The 18837-nt window shown below is 75.7% G+C and carries 18 protein-coding genes; 7 read left to right on the top strand and 11 right to left on the bottom strand.

Translation table 11 applies throughout. The features are described 5' to 3' along the window. The first annotated feature begins 68 nt into the window (after positions 1–68). Entirely contained in the window at positions 69–227 is a 159-nt protein-coding gene (locus AC230_RS33015) for a hypothetical protein (RefSeq protein ID WP_198535520.1), read from the top strand. 58 nt (positions 228–285) lie between these two features. Here the strand turns inward: AC230_RS33015 and AC230_RS13920 are convergent, their stop codons facing one another. Both AC230_RS13920 and AC230_RS13925 read right to left on the bottom strand, forming a co-directional pair. Then, positions 286–1932, bottom strand: a complete 1647-nt coding sequence (locus AC230_RS13920) for a DNA repair helicase XPB (protein WP_049716498.1) — start codon at positions 1930–1932, stop codon at positions 286–288. An 86-nt stretch (positions 1933–2018) separates the two neighbouring features. Then, positions 2019–4460 (bottom strand): helicase-associated domain-containing protein, encoded by a 2442-nt coding sequence (locus tag AC230_RS13925; protein WP_049716499.1) that lies wholly within the window; start codon positions 4458–4460, stop codon positions 2019–2021. Positions 4461–4642: 182 nt separating this feature from the next. Here AC230_RS13925 and AC230_RS13930 point away from each other — a divergent pair, with 182 nt between their 5' ends. From AC230_RS13930 to AC230_RS13940, 3 genes are all read left to right on the top strand, one after another. After that, positions 4643–5611: a hypothetical protein gene (locus AC230_RS13930; RefSeq protein ID WP_049716500.1), complete on the top strand. Its 969-nt coding sequence runs from the start codon at positions 4643–4645 to the stop codon at positions 5609–5611. A gap of 156 nt (positions 5612–5767) precedes the next feature. Then, the gene (locus AC230_RS13935) at positions 5768–6283 is read left to right on the top strand and encodes a hypothetical protein (protein WP_049716501.1); all 516 of its coding nucleotides are present in this window, start codon (positions 5768–5770) and stop codon (positions 6281–6283) included. Positions 6284–6392: 109 nt separating this feature from the next. After that, positions 6393–7562 (top strand): carboxylate-amine ligase, encoded by a 1170-nt coding sequence (locus AC230_RS13940; RefSeq protein ID WP_078871233.1) that lies wholly within the window; start codon positions 6393–6395, stop codon positions 7560–7562. A gap of 202 nt (positions 7563–7764) precedes the next feature. Here AC230_RS13940 and AC230_RS13945 read toward each other — a convergent pair whose 3' ends face one another. The 4 genes from AC230_RS13945 to AC230_RS13960 all read right to left on the bottom strand — a co-directional run bounded on the left by AC230_RS13945 (position 7765) and on the right by AC230_RS13960 (position 11981). Further along, positions 7765–8943, bottom strand: coding sequence for a family 2 encapsulin nanocompartment cargo protein terpene cyclase (locus tag AC230_RS13945; protein WP_049716502.1), 1179 nt, complete (start codon positions 8941–8943; stop codon positions 7765–7767). A 124-nt stretch (positions 8944–9067) separates the two neighbouring features. After that, positions 9068–9892 (bottom strand): ABC transporter ATP-binding protein, encoded by an 825-nt coding sequence (locus AC230_RS13950; RefSeq protein ID WP_241833218.1) that lies wholly within the window; start codon positions 9890–9892, stop codon positions 9068–9070. Next, entirely contained in the window at positions 9889–10956 is a 1068-nt protein-coding gene (locus tag AC230_RS13955; protein WP_049716503.1) for a FecCD family ABC transporter permease, read from the bottom strand. Before AC230_RS13955 ends, AC230_RS13950 begins: the two co-directional genes overlap by 4 nt. Then, complete coding sequence (locus tag AC230_RS13960) at positions 10953–11981, bottom strand: FecCD family ABC transporter permease (protein WP_049716504.1); 1029 nt, start codon at positions 11979–11981, stop codon at positions 10953–10955. The genes AC230_RS13955 and AC230_RS13960 overlap by 4 nt, the downstream gene beginning before the upstream one ends. Before the next feature lie 147 nt (positions 11982–12128). Between AC230_RS13960 and AC230_RS13965 the strand changes: the two genes are divergently transcribed. Then, positions 12129–12770 carry an HAD family hydrolase gene (locus tag AC230_RS13965; protein ID WP_049716505.1) on the top strand — a complete coding sequence of 214 codons (642 nt, stop codon included), beginning with the start codon at positions 12129–12131 and terminating at the stop codon, positions 12768–12770. Positions 12771–12785: 15 nt separating this feature from the next. On the opposite strand, the gene AC230_RS13970 is transcribed toward AC230_RS13965, so the two are convergent. After that, on the bottom strand, positions 12786–13025 hold the full coding sequence (locus AC230_RS13970; RefSeq protein WP_049716506.1) for a hypothetical protein: 240 nt from the start codon (positions 13023–13025) through the stop codon (positions 12786–12788). A 292-nt stretch (positions 13026–13317) separates the two neighbouring features. Between AC230_RS13970 and AC230_RS34315 the strand changes: the two genes are divergently transcribed. Continuing rightward, positions 13318–13701: a cold-shock protein gene (locus AC230_RS34315; RefSeq protein WP_049716507.1), complete on the top strand. Its 384-nt coding sequence runs from the start codon at positions 13318–13320 to the stop codon at positions 13699–13701. Between the two features lie 48 nt (positions 13702–13749). On the opposite strand, the gene AC230_RS13980 is transcribed toward AC230_RS34315, so the two are convergent. The 4 genes from AC230_RS13980 to AC230_RS13995 are packed head-to-tail and all read right to left on the bottom strand — an operon-like array spanning position 13750 to position 17220. After that, positions 13750–14604: a 1,4-dihydroxy-6-naphtoate synthase gene (locus AC230_RS13980; RefSeq protein ID WP_049716508.1), complete on the bottom strand. Its 855-nt coding sequence runs from the start codon at positions 14602–14604 to the stop codon at positions 13750–13752. Continuing rightward, positions 14601–15344, bottom strand: a complete 744-nt coding sequence (locus tag AC230_RS13985; protein ID WP_049716509.1) for a futalosine hydrolase — start codon at positions 15342–15344, stop codon at positions 14601–14603. Before AC230_RS13985 ends, AC230_RS13980 begins: the two co-directional genes overlap by 4 nt. Positions 15345–15346: 2 nt before the next feature. Next, a complete protein-coding gene (locus AC230_RS13990; protein WP_049716510.1) occupies positions 15347–15808 on the bottom strand; it encodes a hypothetical protein in 462 nt (153 codons plus the stop codon). 26 nt (positions 15809–15834) lie between these two features. Next, positions 15835–17220, bottom strand: a complete 1386-nt coding sequence (locus AC230_RS13995) for an MFS transporter (protein WP_049716511.1) — start codon at positions 17218–17220, stop codon at positions 15835–15837. Positions 17221–17782: 562 nt separating this feature from the next. Between AC230_RS13995 and AC230_RS14000 the strand changes: the two genes are divergently transcribed. Further along, the gene (locus AC230_RS14000) at positions 17783–18667 is read left to right on the top strand and encodes a DUF3027 domain-containing protein (protein ID WP_049716512.1); all 885 of its coding nucleotides are present in this window, start codon (positions 17783–17785) and stop codon (positions 18665–18667) included. The last annotated feature ends 170 nt before the right edge of the window (positions 18668–18837 follow it).

Raw genomic sequence — 18837 nt, forward strand, 5'->3', positions numbered from 1 at the left:
GCCGCGGCCTGCCGCTTTACACCGCGGGATCGATGTGTCCCGGCCCCCTCGGAACGCATCATGGATCCATGACCACCGCAGGAATCACCCCGGACGTCCAGGGCGCCGAGCACGGTGCCGAGACCGCCCTCTCCCACGCGTTCCGCGCGCTCAAGGTGTTCGCCGGTACGGCGGTGAGCGTGGTGCTGCTGGGCCATGTCGCGGAGGAGGGCCTGGTCAAGCGCTGACCGGCTCTCCTCGCCCGCTCCTCCGCCCCGGCCCCGTCGCCCCGCCCGGGGCACCGGCTCAGACGTCCTCGCCCGCCAGCACCGCGTCCGCGTCCACGATCCGGTACGCGTAGCCCTGCTCCGCCAGGAAGCGCTGCCGGTGCGCCGCGAAGTCCTGGTCGACCGTGTCGCGGGCGACCACCGAGTAGAAGCGCGCCTCGTGCCCGTCCGCCTTCGGGCGCAGGACGCGGCCCAGCCGCTGGGCCTCCTCCTGCCGGGAGCCGAAGGTGCCGGAGACCTGGATCGCCACCGTGGCCTCGGGCAGGTCGATGGAGAAGTTCGCGACCTTCGAGACGACGAGGACGGAGATCTCGCCCGCGCGGAAGGCGTCGAAGAGCTTCTCGCGCTGCGCGTTGCTCGTCTCGCCCTTGATGACGGGCGCGTCGAGGTGCTCGCCGAGCTCGTCGAGCTGGTCGATGTACTGGCCGATGACCAGCGTCTGTTCGCCCCGGTGCCGGCGCACCAGCGCCTCGGTCACCTTCCGCTTGGTGTCCGTCGTCGCACAGAAGCGGTACTTCTCCTCGGTCTCGGCCGTCGCGTACGCGAGCCGCTCCGAGTCCGTCAGGTTGACGCGGACCTCGACGCAGTCCGCGGGTGCGATGTAGCCCTGCGCCTCGATCTCCTTCCAGGGCGCGTCGAACCGCTTCGGCCCGATCAGCGAGAAGACGTCCGACTCGCGCCCGTCCTCCCGGACCAGCGTCGCGGTCAGCCCCAGCCGCCGCCGCGCCTGGAGGTCCGCGGTGAACTTGAAGACGGGCGCGGGCAGCAGGTGCACCTCGTCGTAGACGACGAGTCCCCAGTCGCGGGAGTCGAAGAGCTCCAGGTGGGGGTAGATCCCCTTCCGCTTCGTCGTCAGCACCTGGTACGTGGCGATGGTGACCGGCCGGATCTCCTTCTTGGTGCCGCTGTACTCGCCGATCTCGTCCTCGGTGAGCGAGGTCCGCTTCACCAGCTCGTGCTTCCACTGGCGCGCGGAGACGGTGTTCGTCACCAGGATCAGCGTCGTGGCCTTGGCCTCGGCCATCGCCCCGGCCCCGACCAGCGTCTTCCCCGCCCCGCAGGGCAGTACGACCACGCCCGACCCGCCGTGCCAGAACCCGTCCACCGCCTGCCGCTGGTACGGGCGCAACGCCCAGCCGTCTTCGCGCAGTTCGATGGGGTGCGCCTCGCCGTCCACGTACCCGGCGAGGTCCTCGGCCGGCCAGCCGAGCTTCAGCAGCACCTGCTTGATCTGCCCGCGCTCGGACGGGTGGACGGCGACGGTGTCGTCGTCGATCCGCGCCCCCACCAGCGGCTGGATCTTCTTCGACCGCAGGATCTCCTCCAGCACCGGCCGGTCGCTGCTCTCCAGCACCAGCCCGTGCACGGGGTGCTTCACCAGCCGCAGCCGCCCGTAGCGGGCCATGGTCTCGGCGATGTCGACGAGCAGCGCGTGCGGCACCGGGTACCGCGAGTACGTCACCAGCGCGTCCACGACCTGCTCCGCGTCGTGCCCGGCCGCCCGCGCGTTCCACAGCCCCAGCGGCGTCACCCGGTAGGTGTGGATGTGCTCCGGCGCCCGCTCCAGTTCCGCGAAGGCCGCGATGGTCCGCCGGCAGGCGTCGGCCTGCTCGTGGTCGACCTCCAGCAGGAGGGTCTTGTCGCTCTGGACGATCAAGCAGGTCACGCATGCCTCCGAAGCAGGGTCCGTCTCGCTTTCTCGCGAAACGGACAAGTTTACCGGGCCTGTCGGCGCCGGGGCCGCCCGCGCGGTTACGCGTGCTCGTCCGCCAGTTCCGCCACCCCCGTGATGCGGTGCAGGGGGAAGGTGCGAACCTCGTCGGCCGTGTGGTCGTAGGCGGTGACGAAGCCGCCCTCGACGCGGACGGGGGCGATGACGCGCTGGCTCGCGGCGCCGTCGGCGTTGACGTAGCCGATCCAGACGGCGGCGCCGGTCAGGACGGCGGCCTGCATGGTGGCGAGGGTCTCGGCCGAGGTGGTGCGGGGCAGGCCGCCGTCGGCGGGGGCCGCGGGGCGGGGGCGGCGTTCGGCCGTGGCGGCGAGGTCGCCGGCGCGGATGGCGCGGACGGCCGCGCCGAGGAGGGTCGCGTCCGGCGCGGGCGGGCCCTCCGGGACCGGGGCGGGCGCGGCGCGCGGGGGCGTGCGGTGGGCGTCGGCGCGGGTGACGACCACGTCCCCGGCGGCGGACTCCGCCGCCGGGGCGTAGCCCATCGTCCGCAGCCCCTCCAGCAGGGCGTCCGGCGGGACCTGCGCGGCGAGGACGGTCGGCGCGAGGCGGCGCAGGCGCAGCGGGGCCGAGCGGCGGTCGGCGAGGATCTCGGCCAGGACGGTCTCGTCGTCGCAGCGCAGGTACGAGGACGCGGCGCCCACCCGCAGCCGGCCGTGGCGGCGGGCCACGTCCTCGATCAGGTACAGCAACGGCTGGGGGAGGGGCGTGCGGGAGTGGGCCGTGAGGAAGGCGGTGAGGTCGGAGGCGGTCTGGCCGGCGTCCAGGGCCCGCCGGACGGACTCCGGCGTGAAGCGGTACACCGTCGCGCCGCCCTTGGACTCGATGTCCGCCAGCAGGCCCAGGCGCTGGGCCAGCGGCCGGTGCAGCGGGCCCGGCGCCACCGCCGTCAGGTCGGCCTGGACGAGGACGTGGTCCAGGGGCTCGGGGAGGAGGGGGGCCAGCGCGGTGGCCGGGTCCGAACCCTCCAGCAGGGCGCGGCCGTGGGCCGAGAGCGCGCCGCGGCCGGTGACGCCGAGGAGTTCGGCCTCCGCCAGGGCCCAGTGGGCGAGCCGCGCGCGGGTGTCGTCGCCGCCGCGCGGCGGGCGCTCCCAGGCCAGCCGGGCCTGGAGCGCCTCGGCGGGGGCCGTCGCGCCGGCCGGCAGCCCGGCCAGCAGGCCGAGGACGCGGCGGCGCACCTCCGGCGCCTGCGCCCGGTCCAGGTCCGGGCCGAGCGCGGACAGGGTGCGGCCGCGGGCGTCCTTCGTCCCGGCCAGGCCGGGGGTGCGGGTGGCCGCCAGCCAGGCGGACGCCAGCCGCGTCCAGCGCTCCTCGGCGGGCAGGTCGAGCCACTCGTCGTACGCGGGGGTGGGCGCGTACCGCTCGTCCACGTCCCCGTCGGACGCCAACAGCCCCGCGGCGAAGGCGAGTTCGGCCCAGAACGCGGCCACCGGCTCCGGCACGTCCAGGAGCGCCGCCGTCCGCTTGAGGTCGCGGACGCTCAGCCCGCCCGCGCGCAGCACCAGCGGCCCGGCCGCCTCCCAGTCCGCCAGCAGCTCCTCGACGGTGGCCAGCGCGGTGAACGCCTGCCCGGCGGCCGTCGCGTCCACCAGCCGCGCCCCGTGCTCCGTCACCGGCGCGAGCTCCGGCGCCACCGGCTCGGGCGCGCGGTGCGCCCGCCCGCCCCGTAGGTGCAGCGCCGCCTCGCGCGGCAGGACGACGGAGCCCGGACCGGCCGGCAGCAGCAGCCCCCGGTCGAGCAGCCAGCGCAGATGCGGGGCCGGGTCGGCGGTCACCGTCCCGTACGGCGGCCCCCAGACGAGGCGTTCGAGGACGGCCACGGCCTCCCGCGGCGCCCCGGCCAGCAGCGCCGCCATCCGCGTACGGTCCTCGAAGAGCCCGGTCAGCGCGGTGACGGCGGTCACCGGATCGTGTGTGGCGGGCAGCCCGGCCGCGGCGAGGAGCTCCTGGAGCCGGCCGGGCGACATCCCGGCCGTCGCCTCCGCGACGGTCGGACCGAGGCCCGTCGGCGAGGGGCGCGCGGGGGAGGGGGCGAGCAGCTCGCGGACGGTGCGGACGAGGCGGAGGCGGTCGTCGGGCCCCCAGACCAGGGCCTGTGCGCGCAGCGTCGCGACGGCGCGCGGCAGTTCGCGGACGACCCGCGGGTCCTCGGCGGCGTCGCCGGCCATCAGCCCGGCCAGCGTCCCGTACGGGCACGGGTCAGGCGCCACCGCCAGCGCCTCGGCGGTCTGGAGCGCGAACCGGTCCAGCCGGTCCAGGGCCCGCACGACGGAGGCGCGCGTCGCGGCCCGGGTGGCGAGCTGGGTGAGGTCGCCCGGCACCGGGTTCAGCAGGTCGGGGCGGGCCCGCAGGAGCCCGGACAGCGCCTCGTCGGGCCGGGCGCGCAGCTCCTCGGCGAGGGTGCGCGGAGCCGCGCCGCCCGTGGTCCGCCGCGTCCCCTGCGTCTCCCGCTCCCGCGAAGTGGTCATTCTGTTAACGGTACCGGGTGAGCGCCCCCCGGGCCGTGGCTCCGCCCGCCCGGCGGTTGCGCTCCGCCGTCCCGGCCGTTCTCGCGGACGGCCCCGGGAACGACCGGGTACCGTCGGTCGGGACGGCGGCGCCACGCCGGAGCGCCGGAGGGACGAGGGAACCGGGGAGCCTGGGGGACGCGGTGGGGATCGAGAGCGACCAGCTCGTCTACGACTACCTGAGCAGGGTGGGCGACATAGCGCAGCGCGAGTCCCTCACCTCCGGGGACCGGATGCGCCTGGTCTCCCGGCTGCGGACGGAGATCGAGCGGCGCCGCGCCACGGAGGGCGCCGACACCCCGGCCGCGGTGCGCCGCATCCTCGACGGACTGGGTCCGCCGGAGCGGGCGGTGGCCGACGCCGGCGCCTCGCCCGGGGCCGGCCGGGTGCCCGAGCAGCGGCGCGGGCCGGAGCCGGCGGCCGGCGGCGCGGCGCGCCCCCCGGAAGGGGTGCGCTTCCCCGACGCGGGGGCGCCGCCGCACCTCGCCACGGAGGAGGAGCTGGGCCGCGCCGGGGACGCCGCCGGGGACGACTGGTGGAGCCTCGGGGGCGGCGCCCCCGTCCTGCCCGCCGGCGAGCCGATCCACGGCTTCACCGGCGGGATCGAGATCCCGGACATGCTCAAGCCGCCGCGGCCGCCGGAGGAGGACGAGCCGCCGGCCGCGGCCGCCGCGGCCGAGCAGGCGCCCGCGGAACGGGTACGGGCGGAGCGCGGCCGGGCGCCCCGGCGGCGCCTCGCCCTCGGGCGGCGGGGCGTGGCGCCCGATCCCGGCACGGTGCCGATGAGCCCGCTCCTCGTCCTCGTCGCGATCCTGCTCGTCGTCGGCGCCGTGATCGGCAACTGGCTGGTCCTGGTCGTGGGTTGGGCCCTCGCGTACGTCACCCGCCGCCTCACCCGGAACGAGTCCAAATGGGCGGTCGTGGGCGTGCCGGGCCTGGCCGCCGCGGGCGGTGTGGTCTGGCTGTGGGGCCGGCTCGAACACCGCTGGGGCGACCCGATCCCGCAGGGCGGACTGGGCGCGGCGCTCGCGGACACGCTGCCGGTGGTCGTGCGGGTGGCGGCCCTGGCCTCGGCGGCGTACGTGCTGTGGCGGGCCCGCCGGCCCGGCTAGGACGCGTCCGCCGGGCGCCCGTCCCTGCCGCGCCCGTCGCAAAGGCCCTGACGGGGCGTGGAGTTGGGTGTCCCGACCCAGTAGACTCCCCGGGCCCGCCGTCGGGACGACCGGGCGGCAGGCGACAGGACGACAGGACGGGAGAGAGGGGCCGCCGTGCGAGGCAGGGGACGGGTCATCGGCGCGGGCGTCGCCGGCGTCGCGCTGCTCGCCGTGTCGGCGCCGCTCGGGCATGCCGCCGCGGCCGGGGACGGTGACGCGCGGGGCTTCGGAAAGCCCGCCGCCGTCCGGCAGTTCACGCTGGGAAAGGGCGGCCGGTGGGCCTCCTGCACGGCCGGGGCGGACGCGCCGCACTGGTCGCGGGCCGCCCGGAGCGTGGTCTACGCGACGCGCGTGGCCTGCAAGGGGAACATCCCCCGGGTGCGGGTGACCGTCCACGGCCGGCTCGTCCGCGCGGTCGGCTCCCGGACCGTCGACGCCGCCGTCTCCGACGCGACCAGGACGGTTCCCGTCGACGGCTCCGTCGTGACGTACTCCACGCCCGGCTCCGCCGCCGGGAAGGCCCGCTGGTCCGGGCGTTACCAGGGCGTGTCGACCGTGCGCATCACCGCTCCGGTCCGGGGGACGGAGGGGACGGCGACGAGCGCGGTGCGCTACGTCAGGGTGCCCTGAACTCCCGGGCGGACGGCCGTTTTCCGGGTTACCGGGAGGTCACCCCTCTGCTTATGATCGCTCACGGACCGTCGACGTATCGTTCCTCGGCCGGGAAGGTCGTGACGCCGTGTCGTCAGCACAGCAGGGGACGTCAGCGCAGCAAGGGCCGTCAGGGCGGCGGGGCGAGAGGGCTTACGCGGCCGTACCGACCTTCGGCGTCGAGGAGGAGTTCTACCTCGTCGACCGCGAGACGCGGGCCACCGTCGCCCGCGCTCCCGACGTCATCAAACACGCCGGTGACCGGCTCGGTGACCGCATAGGCCCGGAGCTGTTCACCACCACGGTCGAGACGCGCACGCGGCCCGTCGCCACGCTCGACGAAATGCGGCGGGAGCTGCGGGGGTTGAGGGAAGGGCTCGGGGCGGCCGCGGACGAGGCCGGCTGCCGCGTCGTCGCGTCGGGCACGCCCGTCATCCCCTTCCGCGGCCCGCTGGAGATCGTCGAGGACGAGCCGCGCTACCGGCAACTGGCCGATTCGTATGGGCCGTTCGTCTCCGACGACCGCAACACCGGGGCCTGCGCGTGCCACGTGCACGTCGCCGTCTCCGGCCGCGAGGAGGCCGTCCAGCTCTGCAACCACCTGCGGCCCTGGCTGCCGGCGCTCCAGGCGCTCGCCGCCAACTCCCCCTTCCAGTCCGGGCGGGACAGCGGCTTCGCGAGCTGGCGGGCGCTGCACTTCGGCCGGTGGCCGCATGTCGGGCCGACGCCGCCGTTCCGCGACGCGGTGGCCTACGACGCGCTGGTGGACACGCTGGTCGCGTCCGGCATGCTCCAGGACCGCAAGCACGTCTACTGGTACGCGCGTCCCTCCGAGCACTGGCCCACGCTGGAGATCCGGGTGCCCGATGTGAACGCCGAGCTCGACACCGTGCTTCTCGTCGCGGTGCTGGCGCGGGGGCTGGTGGGGGTGCTGCTGGACGACGTCCGGCGGGGTGCGGCGGCGCCGGCCGTCGCCGATCCCCTTCTGCGCGCGGCGCATTGGCGTGCCGCGCGGGACGGGCTGCGGGGTTCCGGGGTCGATCCGCTCACCGGGCGGCTGTGGCCGGCGCCGGATCTCGTCGACCGTCTCGTCGAGCGTGCCGCTCCGGCCTTGGAGGCCGCCGGCGAACTGCGTTTCGCGCGCAGCGCGTGGCATCGGCTGCGGGCGAGCGGGGGCGGGGCGGCGCGCCAGCGGGCGGCGTATGCGCGGCGGGGGGATCTGCGGGACGTCGTCGACGCGCTCACGGTACGGGGGTGAGGGCGCGCTTGCCCCGCGGCGTTTCCCTGCCCCCGCCCCGCCCCCGCCCCGTTTCCCAGGGGCTGCGCCCCTCCCCCCGGCCGCCGCTGTGACCGCGCTCCGCGCGGCGAGGCGGGGGCTCTGCCCCCTGCACCCCTGCCGGGGGCTGCGCCCCCTGGCCCCCGCACCTCCCGCGGACGGACGAGCTGAACAGCGGCTCCGGCTACGGCGACGTCGCGTAGCGGGTTCCCACATTCCCCGCGTGCCATTCGTGGTTGCCGGCCAGCCAGTTGGAGAGGCCGGTCATGAAGCGGGCCAGGAGGGGGCCCGTGGCGGAGAGTTCCGCGGCTTGGCGTTCGAAGGCGTGGACGAGGTCGTTGTGGACCTCGATCGCCTTCTGGAAGGCGTCCTCGATGGAGCAGTCCTCCTCGGCGGCGATCGCGGTCGGCAGGCTGTAGTGGAAGCGGCCGCCGGCCTGTTCCTTGCGCAGGGAGTAGAGGTCGTTGCAGATGGTCGAGGCGTTGGAGGAGAGGGCGACGGCGCGCTGGACGGCGGGCTCGGCGAAGAGCGCGGCGGGCAGCTCGTAGCCGCCGATGGCGTCGGTGATGGTGAGGCAGGGACGGAAGCTGTTGAACTGCCGCTGGACGAGGTACTCCCAGACCGCCGGGGTGCGCTCCTGGGAGATGCAGTCGCCTTCCGCGTTGTAGCCGAGGTAGAGGTTGACGATGTCGTGGCGGAAGCGGTGCGCCTGGGCCGGGGTGGCGAGGGCGCGGAAGTACTCCATGGCCGAGCGCATCGAGCGCAGGGCCGGGTGGGAGTCCATGCCGGTGCGCCAGTCGGCCTCGTAGCGGGGGACGTTGTGGGCGGGGTCGATCGCGGACTGGGCGAGGGCCAGCGCCGCGCCGCGCCGGTGGGCGGTGCCGCCGTACTCCGCCTCGCAGAAGTAGTCGTCGACGGCGTTCTCGCCGGCCAGGAGGCGGGCCGCCGCCATGAGGTGGTCGACGGTCGGCGCGTCCGGGTGGCACAGGACGACGGACCGGCCCGCGTCGAAGGCGACGAGGGCGTCCCGGAGGTCGGTGTCCGGGTAGAGGTCCACCTCCTTCTCGGCCCACTCGACGAGGCGGACGTTGATCTCGTCGGCCAGCGCGCGGTCGTCCCGTACGGGCGGGGGGCAGTAGAGGCCCTTGATGCGCTGGGAGGAGGGCGCCAGTTGCGGTGACGACGGCGGTGACGACGGCGGCGCCGGGGGTGAGTGCTCCGCCTCCGCCCCCACTTCCGGTTCCCGTTCCGGCGCCAGGCGCAGGGAGGTGGTGCCCAGCCCGGTGGGGCCGGTCGGCAGGCGGGGGAGAGGGGGGAGGGACGTCGTGGGGGCGTCCGTCGTACCGGGGGTTGGTGCCTTCATGAGACTCCGTCCGCGGGGCTGGGGCCTGGATCTGCTCTCCCCGAAGGGGTAGCACGGGCCCGAGAGGCGTCACAAGGCCGCCCTCAGCCCCATGTGCCGCGCCGGGAACAGGAGTTCGGGCATGTCAGGCCGGTGGCCCGGGCACCACCAGCGGTCCGCCGGTCACCGGGTCCGGCACCACGACCGCCTCCAGGCCGAACACCTCGCGCACCAGCTCCGCCGTCACCACGTCCTCCGGGCGCCCCTCCGCCACCACCCGTCCCGCCTTCATCGCGACGAGGTGATGGGCGTACCGGGCCGCCTGGTTGAGGTCGTGGAGGACGGCCACGACCGTGCGGCCGCGTTCGGCGTTGAGGAGGCGGACCAGGTCCAGGACCTCGACCTGGTGGGCGATGTCCAGATAGGTGGTGGGCTCGTCGAGGAGCAGCAGATCGGTGTCCTGGGCGAGGGCCATGGCGATCCAGACGCGCTGCCGCTGGCCGCCGGAGAGCTCGTCCACCGGGCGGTCGGCCAGCGTCGTCACGTCCGTCCGGGCCATCGCGTCCGCGACCGCCCGCTCGTCGGCCTCGGACCACTGCCGCCACCAGCGCTGGTGCGGCTGGCGGCCGCGGGCGACCAGGTCGGCGACGGTGATCGCCTCCGGGGCGACGGGCGTCTGCGGCAGCAGGCCCAGGCGGGTGGCGAGCTGCCGGGTGGGGATGCGGGACAGCTCCTCGCCGTCGAGGACGACCGAGCCGCCCGCCGGGCGCAGCAGCCGCCCCAGGGCGCGCAACAGGGTCGATTTGCCGCAGGCGTTGGGCCCGACGACGACCGTCACCCGGCCGTCCGGGACGGCGAGGTCGAGGCCCTCGACGACGGTGCGGTTCTCGTAGGCGAGGGTCAGGTCCCGCGCCCGCAGCCTGCTGTCGGTCGTGCGCCGCTGCTGCTGGGGCATGGTGCGCTCGGTCATGCGGTGCCGCCTCCCGTACGGACGTGGGTGCCGCGGCCCTTGACGATGAGCCGGATCAGGTACGGCGCGCCGACGGCCGCCGTCAGGACGCCCACCGGCAGTTCGGTGGGCGCGAAGAGCCTGCGGGCCAGGAGGTCCGCGAGGACGACGATGAGCGCGCCGGTCAGGGCCGAGCAGACCAGCGGGGTCTGGGCGGTGCGCGCGGTGCGGCGGGCGATCTGCGGGGCGAGCAGGGCGACGAAGTCGACCGGCCCGGCCGCGCCGGTGGCGACGGAGGCGAGGACGACGCCGAGCAGGACGAGCCCGCCGCGCACCCGGTTCAGCCGGACGCCCAGGGCGGTCGCGGTGTCGTCGTCCAGGGCGACCGTGCGCTGGGCGCGGGCGGCCCAGCACAGGGGGACGGCGAGCAGCAGCAGCGCCCAGGCGACGGGCTCGGCGCGGTCCCAGCCGGCGTCGTTGAGGGAGCCGGTGAGCCAGACCTTGGCCTGCTGGGCGACCAGGTAGTCGCCGCTGGTCAGGAAGAGCTGGATGATCGCGCGCAGGGCGACGGCGAAGCCGATGCCGATGAGGACGAAGCGGCCGGCGTGCAGCCCGCCGCGCCAGGCGAAGAGGTAGACGAGGGCGGCGGCGAGCAGCCCGCCCGCCGCCGACACGTACGGCAGCGTCGTGAACGAGGTGACGCCGAGGGTCATCGCGCCGACGGTCAGCGCGCCCGCGCCCTGCGAGACGCCGATGACGTCGGGGCTGGCGAGCGGGTTGCGGGCGACGGTCTGGATCAGTGCGCCGGCGAGGCCGAAGGCGGCGCCGACCAGGACGCCGACCGCCATGCGCGGCAGGCGGAACGTGCCGACGGTCAGCTCCTGCGCCGACGGCCGGCCCAGCAGCACGTCGAGCACCTCGCCGGGGCCGACGAACTCCTCGCCCACGCACAGGTACGCCAGGCACGCGGCGGCCAGCGCCAGGGCGAGGCAGCCGGCCGTGACCGTGGCCCGGCGGTGGACGAGGAAGGAGCCGCGGGCGGCGCGGAGCAGGGCGTAGCCCGTGGGCAGGGTGGGGGCGCTCATGCCGCCACCGTCCGGCGGCGGGCGAGGGTGACGAGGAAGGGGAGGCCGATGAGGGCGGTGGTGACGCCGGCCGGGACCTCGCTGTTCTCGTAGACCACCCGGCCGGCGACGTCCGAGAGCAGCAGGACGACCGGGCCGAGCAGCGCCGCCATCGGCAGCAGCCGGCGGTGGTCGCCGCCGACGAGGGCCCGCGCGATGTGCGGCACGGCGAGGCCGACGAAGGCGATCGGGCCGGCGGCGGCCACGCCGACGCCGGTCAGCACGGTCGCGCCGGTGCCCGCCGCGATCCGTACGGCGGCGACGTTGCGGCCCAGGCCGCGGGCCGCGTCCTCGCCCAGCGCGAGGGCGTCCAGGCCCCGGGCCGCGCCGAGGACGAGGACCGTGCCGGCCAGCAGGAACGGCCACATCTGCCGGGCGATCTCCGCGTCCCGCCCGGCGAGCGAGCCGATCTGCCAGAACCGGAACTCGTCCAGGGCGGACGCGCGGGTGGTCAGGATGCCGGAGATCACCGAGACCAGCAGCGCGTTGATCGCGGCGCCGGAGAGGGCGAGCTTGACCGGCGACGCGCCGCCGCGGCCCCGGGTGGCGATCGCGTGCACGGCGACGGAGGCGAGGGCGGCGCCGGCGAACGCGAACCACACCTGCCCGCCGAGCGTGTGCACGCCCGCCGCCGCGATGGCCAGGACGACGCCGAGCGACGCGCCCTGGCTGATGCCGAGGACGCCGGGGTCGGCGATGGGGTTGCGGGTGACGCCCTGGAGCACGACCCCGGCCATGGCCAGGGCGGCGCCGGTCATCAGCCCGATGAGGGTGCGGGGGAGGCGCAGCGAGCGCACGATGCCGGCGGTGGTGTCGTCGCCGCCGTGCAGCAGGGCGTCCAGGACGCGGTCCGGGGCGATGGCGCGGTTGCCCACGGCGAGGCTGAGCAGGACCGCCGCCAGCAGGGCGACGACGGCCGCGGCCGTCCAGCCGAGGCGGCGGGCCGCGCGCGGGCGGGCGCCGGCCGGGGGGCCGGCGGCTGACATGGCTTCCACTTTCGCTGACCGCAGCTCTCTCGACATGGTCCGGACGGCTCGCCCGGCCGAAGGCCCGACCGCGGGCCCGACTTAGGCAAGGCTAAGTCTACGGGGGGCCGTGCCCGGTCCCGCCCTCCTCACCCGAGAATGGGGCCCATGACCACACCCACCCGCAGCGCGCCCTTCACCGTCGGCTTCGATCTGGACATGACCCTGATCGACTCCCGGCCGGGGATCAAGGCGGCCTACGAGGCCCTCGCCGCCGAGACCGGCGTCCCCATCGACGCCGACCTCGTCGTCAGCCGCCTCGGCCCGCCGCTCGTCCACGAGCTGCGGGAGTGGTTCCCGGAGGAGGACGTTCCGCGGATGGCCGTCCGCTACCGCGAGCTGTACCCGGACCTCGCCATCGCGCCCACCGTCCCGATGCCCGGCGCCCGCGCGGCCCTGGCCGCGGTGCGGGCGCTCGGCGGCCGGTCGGTGGTGGTCACCGCCAAGCACGGCGGCAACGCCCGGCTGCACCTGGAGCACCTCGGCCTGGAACCGGACGCGCTGATCGGCGACCTGTGGGCCGAGCAGAAGGCGGTGGCGCTGCGCGCCGAGGGCGCCGGGATCTACGTCGGCGACCACACCGGCGACGTGCGCGGCGCCCGGACCGCGGGCGCGCTCTCCGTGGCCGTCCCGACCGGCCCGTGCCCGGCGCACGAACTGCGGGCGGCCGGCGCGGACGTCGTCCTGGACGGCGGCCTGGCCGCCTTCCCGGCGTGGCTGGAGGAGCACCGGGCGGGCCTGGCCGCGTGACGGCCCGGCGCGGCCTCAGTGGGAGGCGTCCCGCGCCGCCCGCCGCTGGGCCGCGACGGCCCGCAGCACCCCGCCCGCCGCGATCGCGAAGCCCACGCCCATGAGCATGGAGACGAAGTAGGCGGCCGTCGGCAGCGGGTCGGCGCCGAGGAAGAGCGGGGCCACCGTGGCCAGCGTGGCCACGGCGCCGATCAGGAAGACGATGGCGCCGGCGCGGACCAGCAGATCCCCGGGCCGGGACGTTTCGTTGCTCACCCGAGCAGGGTAGTGGCCCAGGAGCCGGGTTCGCCCCCGGGGCCGTACACAGGGCTGTGACCAGGAACGGCGCACGCGCACACCGACCGCCGCGCACGACATGGGCACGCAGGATCGCCGCCGGACGCGCAGAGGTACGACCCGAGGACGTCTTGTCACCGGGCCCGGGACCATTAGCCTTGGGGGTAGCGGGTCTTGCGACCCGCTGTAGTGCTATCCAGAGCGGTTTTTACTTGCTTACGGATTTTTCGACAGTTTCCGGTTTCCGACGAGTACGAGGACGAGGACAGACGTGCCTACCGGCAAGGTCAAGTGGTTCAACAGCGAGAAGGGCTTCGGCTTTCTCTCCCGCGACGACGGCGGCGACGTCTTCGTGCACTCCTCGGTGCTCCCGGACGGGGTGGACACGCTCAAGCCCGGCCAGCGCGTGGAGTTCGGCGTCGTCGCCGGCCAGCGCGGCGACCAGGCGCTCAGCGTGATCGTCCTGGACCCGACCCCGTCCGTCGCCGCCGCCCAGCGCCGCAAGCCCGACGAACTTGCCTCCATCGTCCAGGACCTGACGACGCTGCTCGAGAACGTCACCCAGCAGCTGGAGCGCGGCCGCTACCCCGACAAGGCCCACGGCGCCAAGATCGCCGGCATGCTGCGCGCCGTCGCCGACCAGCTGGACGTCTGACCGCCCCCGGAGTGCCCGGGGAGAGCCGGGCGCTCTCGCCGGGCGCTCTCAGGGAAAGCTGAGCGCGTCCGGGCCGAGGGGCGGTACGAGCCCCTCGGCCGCGGCCCGGGTCAGCAGCCCCCGCACCGCCGCGTAGCCGTCCTCGCCGAGGTCGGCCGTGAACTCGTTCACATAGAGCCCGATGTGCTGGTCGGTGACCGCCGGGTCCATCTCCTGCGCGTGCTCCAGGACATACGGACGCGACGCCTCCGGATCGTCCCACGCCATGCGCACCGAGGCGCGGGCCGCGTCCGCGAGCCGGCGCAGCGTGTCCGCGCCCAGGGACCGCTTGGCGATGATCGCGCCCAGCGGTATCGGCAGGCCGGTGGTGCCCTCCCAGTGGTCGCCCATGTCGGCGAGGCAGGTCAGCCCGTACTCCTGGTACGTGAAGCGGGCCTCGTGGATGACCAGGCCGGCGTCCACCTTGCCGTCCCGCACGGCCGGCATGATCTCGTGGAACGGCAGGACGACGACCTCGCCGACGCCGCCCGGCACCTCCGCCGCGGCCCACAGCCGGAACAGCAGATAGGCGGTCGAGCGCTCGCTGGGCACCGCGACCGTCCTCCCCGACAGCGCCTCGGGGCCGCCGAGCGCGTCCCGCGTGAGCACCAGGGGCCCGCAGCCGCGGCCCACCGCGCCGCCGCAGGGCAGCAGCGCGTACTCGTCCAGCACCCAGGGCAGCACCGCGTACGACACCTTCAGCACGTCGAACTCGCCGCGCTCGGCCATGCCGTTGGTGCGGTCGATGTCCGCGAAGGTCACGTCCAGGGCCGGGGCGCCGGGGACGCGGCCGTGGGCCCAGGCGTCGAAGACGAAGGTGTCGTTGGGGCAGGGCGAGTAGGCGATGCGGACGGTGTCGTTCACGGTGCTCCTTCGGGACGTCCTGCGGAGGCGGCGGCCGAGCCGGCCGAGGCGGCGGGGACGACGGCCGCGGGCAGCGCGCGGAAGGCGCCGGTGAGCGCGGCCAGCGCGTCCCCGATGCGCCAGGCGGCCCGGTCGCGCGGCCCCACGGCGTTCGAGACGGCGCGCAGCTCCAGCACCGGCGTGCCGTGCGCGGCGGCGGCCTCGGCCACGCCGAAGCCCTCCATCGCCTCGGCGAGCGCGCGGGGGTGGCGGCGCGTCAGCTCCGCGGCGCGCCCGGCGGAGCCGGTCACCGTGGAGACGGTCAGCACCTCCCCGGGCAGCGCGCCGGTCGCCGCGGCGACGGCCCGGACGAGGCCGGGGTCGGGCCGGTGCGCGTCGCGGCCGAAGCCCAGCTCGGTGACGGTCAGGAAGCCGCCGGGCGCCTCGGCGCCCAGGTCGGCGGCGACGATCCGCTCGGCGACCACCAGGGCGCCCAGCGGTGCCCCGGGGGCGACGCCCCCGCCGATGCCCGCCGAGACGGCCAGGGCGTACGGCCCGCCCGCGAGCGCGGCCGCCGTCAGGGCCGTCGCCGTGCCGGCCGCGGCCGCCGCCGGGCCGACGCCGGCGGCCAGCACGTCGTACCCGCCCGTGCGGTGCAGCACCGCGCCGCCCGGCAGCGCGACCTCTTCCGGGACGCCGGGGAACGCGGCCGTCACCGCGTCCCGCTCGGCGGCGACGGCGGTGACGACGAGGACCCGCATCGTCAGGATTCGGCCTTCAGCGTGTAGTTCCAGACGCCCAGCGCCTCCCGGTCGCCCAGCTCCACGATGCTGACCTTGACCTCGTCGGACTTGGCCAGCTCGAAGAAGTAACCGGCCTGGACGGTCCGGTACGTCTTCGTGTTCTTGCCCATCGCCCGGCCGTTGACGAACATCGTCCAGCCGTTGTCGGCGATCTTCGGGTCGACGCCGATGTGCAGCTTGTCGTCGACGGTCGCCTTGATGGTCTTGCCGCTCTTCTGGAGACAGTCGCCCAGGTCCTTCTGGTCGATGCCGTCGCCGCCGTTGTAGCAGGTGGCCTCCGACTGGACCGTCGACGAACCGACGGTCACCGTCGCCATCGGGGTCGGCTTGTCGCAGGCGGAGAGGGCGACGAGCCCAAAGGTCACGGCACCGGCGGCGGCAGCGGCGCGGCGGCGTCTGTCCCGGAAAAACGCAGCGGTCATGCGGGCAGGCTACCCGGCCGTTTCCGTCACGCCACGCGCGGGTGCGGTGAGCCGCGCCTGGCCGCGGCCAGCAGCCCCCGGACGGCAGTGACCACCCCCAGCGCGAGGAACGCGGCGGCCACGGACATGCCCAGCACGCCGTTGAGCGGCAGCACGATCCCGATCGCCCCGCCGGCCACCCAGCACATCTGGAGCAGCGTCTCGGAACGGGCGAACGCCGACGTCCGCACCTCCTCCGGGACGTCGCGCTGGATGAGGGAGTCCAGCGACTGCTTGCCCAGCGCCTGCGCGATCCCCGCGACGGCCGCGATGACGACCACGAAGAAGGCGCCGAAGAACACCGCCGTCAGCACCGCCGTGGCCAGCGTCGCCGACAGCACCGCCGCGATGGTCTTCTCCGGGCCGCGCGAGCGCAGCAGCGCGCCCATGGCCGTGCCCAGCGCGTTCCCCGCGCCCGCCGCGACCGCGACCATGCCCAGCGAGAACGCCGGGCCCAGCCCGGCCAGCGGATGCACCCTCAGCAGGAACGCCAGGAAGAAGGTGAGGAAGCCCGACAGCATCCGCAGCGCGCTGTTGGCCTGGAGGCCGTGCAGCACGGAACGGCCCACCGTGCGCAGCCCCGGCTTCTGCCGCTTGGCGGCCGCCCGGGCCCTGCCGTGCAGATGCGGACGGTGGTCCGGCGCGACCAGCCGGGCCCGTGCCTCGCCCTTGGCCGAGTCGACCTTGTGCGGCAGCGCCAGCGACCAGAAGGTGCCGAGGGTGAAGATCGCGCACGCTCCGTAGAGCGGCCACTGCGGGCCGAGCTGGTGCAGCCCCGCGCCGAGCGGGGCCGCCAGTCCCGTCGCGAGCAGGCCGCCCAGCGTCACCCGGGAGTTCGCCTTCACGAGGGAGATCTTCGGCGGCAGCAGCCGGGGCACGACCGCCGACCGCACCACCCCGTACGCCTTCGACGCGACCAGCACGCCGAGCGCCGCCGGATACAGCTCCAGGCCGCCGGTCGCCACCGCCCCCGACATCGTCACGGCCAGCACCGCGCGCGTCAGCATCGCGCCCGCCATCGCCGCCCGGCGGCCGTGCGGCAGCCGGTCCAGCAGCGGCCCGATGACCGGCGCGAGGAGGGTGAACGGCGCCATCGTGACGGCCAGGTACAGCGCGACGCGGCCGCGCGCGGCCTCCGTCGGGACGGAGAAGAAGATGGTGGACGCGAGCGCGACCGTCACCATCATGTCGCCCGCCGAGTTCACCGCGTGCAGCTCGATCAGCTTGGCCAGCCCCGACTCGCCCGCCCCGTGGGCATTCGTCGCCCTCCGCACGCCCCGCGCCGCGAACGACACGGGCGCCCGCACCGCCCGCACGACCCCCTGGCCGCCCCGGCGAAGCGGACCGCCCTTTGCAGACCGGATGGCTCCCACCCCGCCATCATCTCCCAGATCTCCGGGCGGACGGCCCGTCGTCTCCGGGCGGATGTCTCCCGGCGGACGGCCCGCTTGTCTCCGGGCGGACGGCCCCTCGGCGCCGGGGCGGGGGCCTGCCGGGCGGGTGCGGGGTGCTCCTCGCCGGTGTGCGGCGGGGTGCATGGGCCGCCTCGCCGGGCGGCCCCGGCGGCGGCCCGGTCTCCGGCCGCGCCGGCCCGCCCCCCCCGGGCCCGCCGAGCGGCCCTGCCCGCGCCGCCCCCGCGGCGGCGGCGCGGCGGCGCCGCGGGGGCGTACCGGAGTGCCCCGGGGAGCTCGCCGAAACCCGGGTATCCCCCGGACCTGACTCCGGGGTAGCGTGCACAATGCGCCACCAGCGGTCGTTCTTGGCCGCGCGCCGCGTCTCGATCCCGCAGAATGGACATGACCAGGTGCGCCCGCGGCCGAACGGGCGGACGTCGACGCGGCCCCACGGTCCGCTCCGTCCGCCGCCGAACCGGCCGTCGGCCGGCGCACTCGTGAGACGGCGTGGAAGAGAGAATCGATTCTTGTGAGTGCTGCGATGCGAAGCCGTACCCCGGACCGCCTGTGCGCCGAGGCGGTCGAACTCGCCCGTACGGCGGCCGAGGAGGCCGCGAGCCCCGGGCAGGTGGGTGACCACGTCGAGGTCGTCGCCGACGGGGACCGCGTCGTCACGCACTACTTCACCTGCCTCGATCCCGGCTATCGCGGCTGGCGCTGGGCCGTCACCGTCGCCCGCGCCTCCCGCGCCAAGATCGTCACGCTCGACGAGACGGTCCTGCTGCCCGGCCCGGACGCGCTCCTCGCCCCCGAGTGGGTGCCCTGGAGCGAGCGGCTGCGCCCCGGCGACATGGGCCCCGGCGACCTGCTGCCCACCGAGGCGGACGACCTGCGGCTGGAGCCGGGCTGGTCCGGCGAGGACGTGCCGCCGCCCAACTCCGTCCTCTCCGAGGAGATGACCGAGCTCGCCGACGCGGAGGACGCGGACGTCTCCGCCGGACCGCCGTCCGCCCAGCCGACGGCGGCCGAGCGCGGCTCCATCGCCTCCGTGGCCGAGGAGCTCGGCATGCGCCGGGCCCGGGTCCTCTCCCGCTACGGCCTGCACACCGCGGCCGACCGCTGGGACGAGTCGCACGGCGCCAAGACCCCCATGGCCCAGGCGGCCCCCGCCTCCTGCGTCAGCTGCGGCTTCCTCATCCCCATCGGCGGCTCGCTGGGCCAGGCGTTCGGCATCTGCGGCAACGAGTTCGGCCCGGCGGACGGGCACGTCGTCTCGCTCGCGTACGGCTGCGGCGGCCACTCCGAGGCGGCCGTCATGCCGAAGCCGCCCCGCCCGGCCCCGCCGGTCATCGACGAGACCGTCGTCGACGTCCTCCCCCTGACCGGCCCGGCCGCCACCGAGGAGGAAGACCTGGGGCACGCCTGACAGCCCGTCCGGCGCTTGAGGACACCGCGCGGAGCGCGGTTCCGGGGTCCGGGGCGGAGCCCCGGAGGGACGGTGAACGGGGGCACCCCCTCTGGGGGAGGGGCCGGGGCACCCTCACCCACCCCCCACCCACCCGCACGGTACGTTCACCCCTGGACCACAACCAGAGG

Source organism: Streptomyces caatingaensis, from assembly GCF_001187435.1.
GTDB lineage: Bacteria > Actinomycetota > Actinomycetes > Streptomycetales > Streptomycetaceae > Streptomyces > Streptomyces caatingaensis.

Coding starts and splice junctions, on each gene's coding strand:
- AC230_RS33015 (WP_198535520.1), top strand. CDS start 69: ATGACCACCGCAGGAATCACCCCGGACGTCCAGGGCGCCGAGCACGGT.
- AC230_RS13925 (WP_049716499.1), bottom strand. CDS start 4,460: ATGACCACTTCGCGGGAGCGGGAGACGCAGGGGACGCGGCGGACCACG.
- AC230_RS13945 (WP_049716502.1), bottom strand. CDS start 8,943: ATGAAGGCACCAACCCCCGGTACGACGGACGCCCCCACGACGTCCCTC.
- AC230_RS13950 (WP_241833218.1), bottom strand. CDS start 9,892: ATGACCGAGCGCACCATGCCCCAGCAGCAGCGGCGCACGACCGACAGC.
- AC230_RS13955 (WP_049716503.1), bottom strand. CDS start 10,956: ATGAGCGCCCCCACCCTGCCCACGGGCTACGCCCTGCTCCGCGCCGCC.
- AC230_RS13960 (WP_049716504.1), bottom strand. CDS start 11,981: ATGTCAGCCGCCGGCCCCCCGGCCGGCGCCCGCCCGCGCGCGGCCCGC.
- AC230_RS13965 (WP_049716505.1), top strand. CDS start 12,129: ATGACCACACCCACCCGCAGCGCGCCCTTCACCGTCGGCTTCGATCTG.
- AC230_RS13985 (WP_049716509.1), bottom strand. CDS start 15,344: ATGCGGGTCCTCGTCGTCACCGCCGTCGCCGCCGAGCGGGACGCGGTG.
- AC230_RS13990 (WP_049716510.1), bottom strand. CDS start 15,808: ATGACCGCTGCGTTTTTCCGGGACAGACGCCGCCGCGCCGCTGCCGCC.
- AC230_RS14000 (WP_049716512.1), top strand. CDS start 17,783: ATGCGAAGCCGTACCCCGGACCGCCTGTGCGCCGAGGCGGTCGAACTC.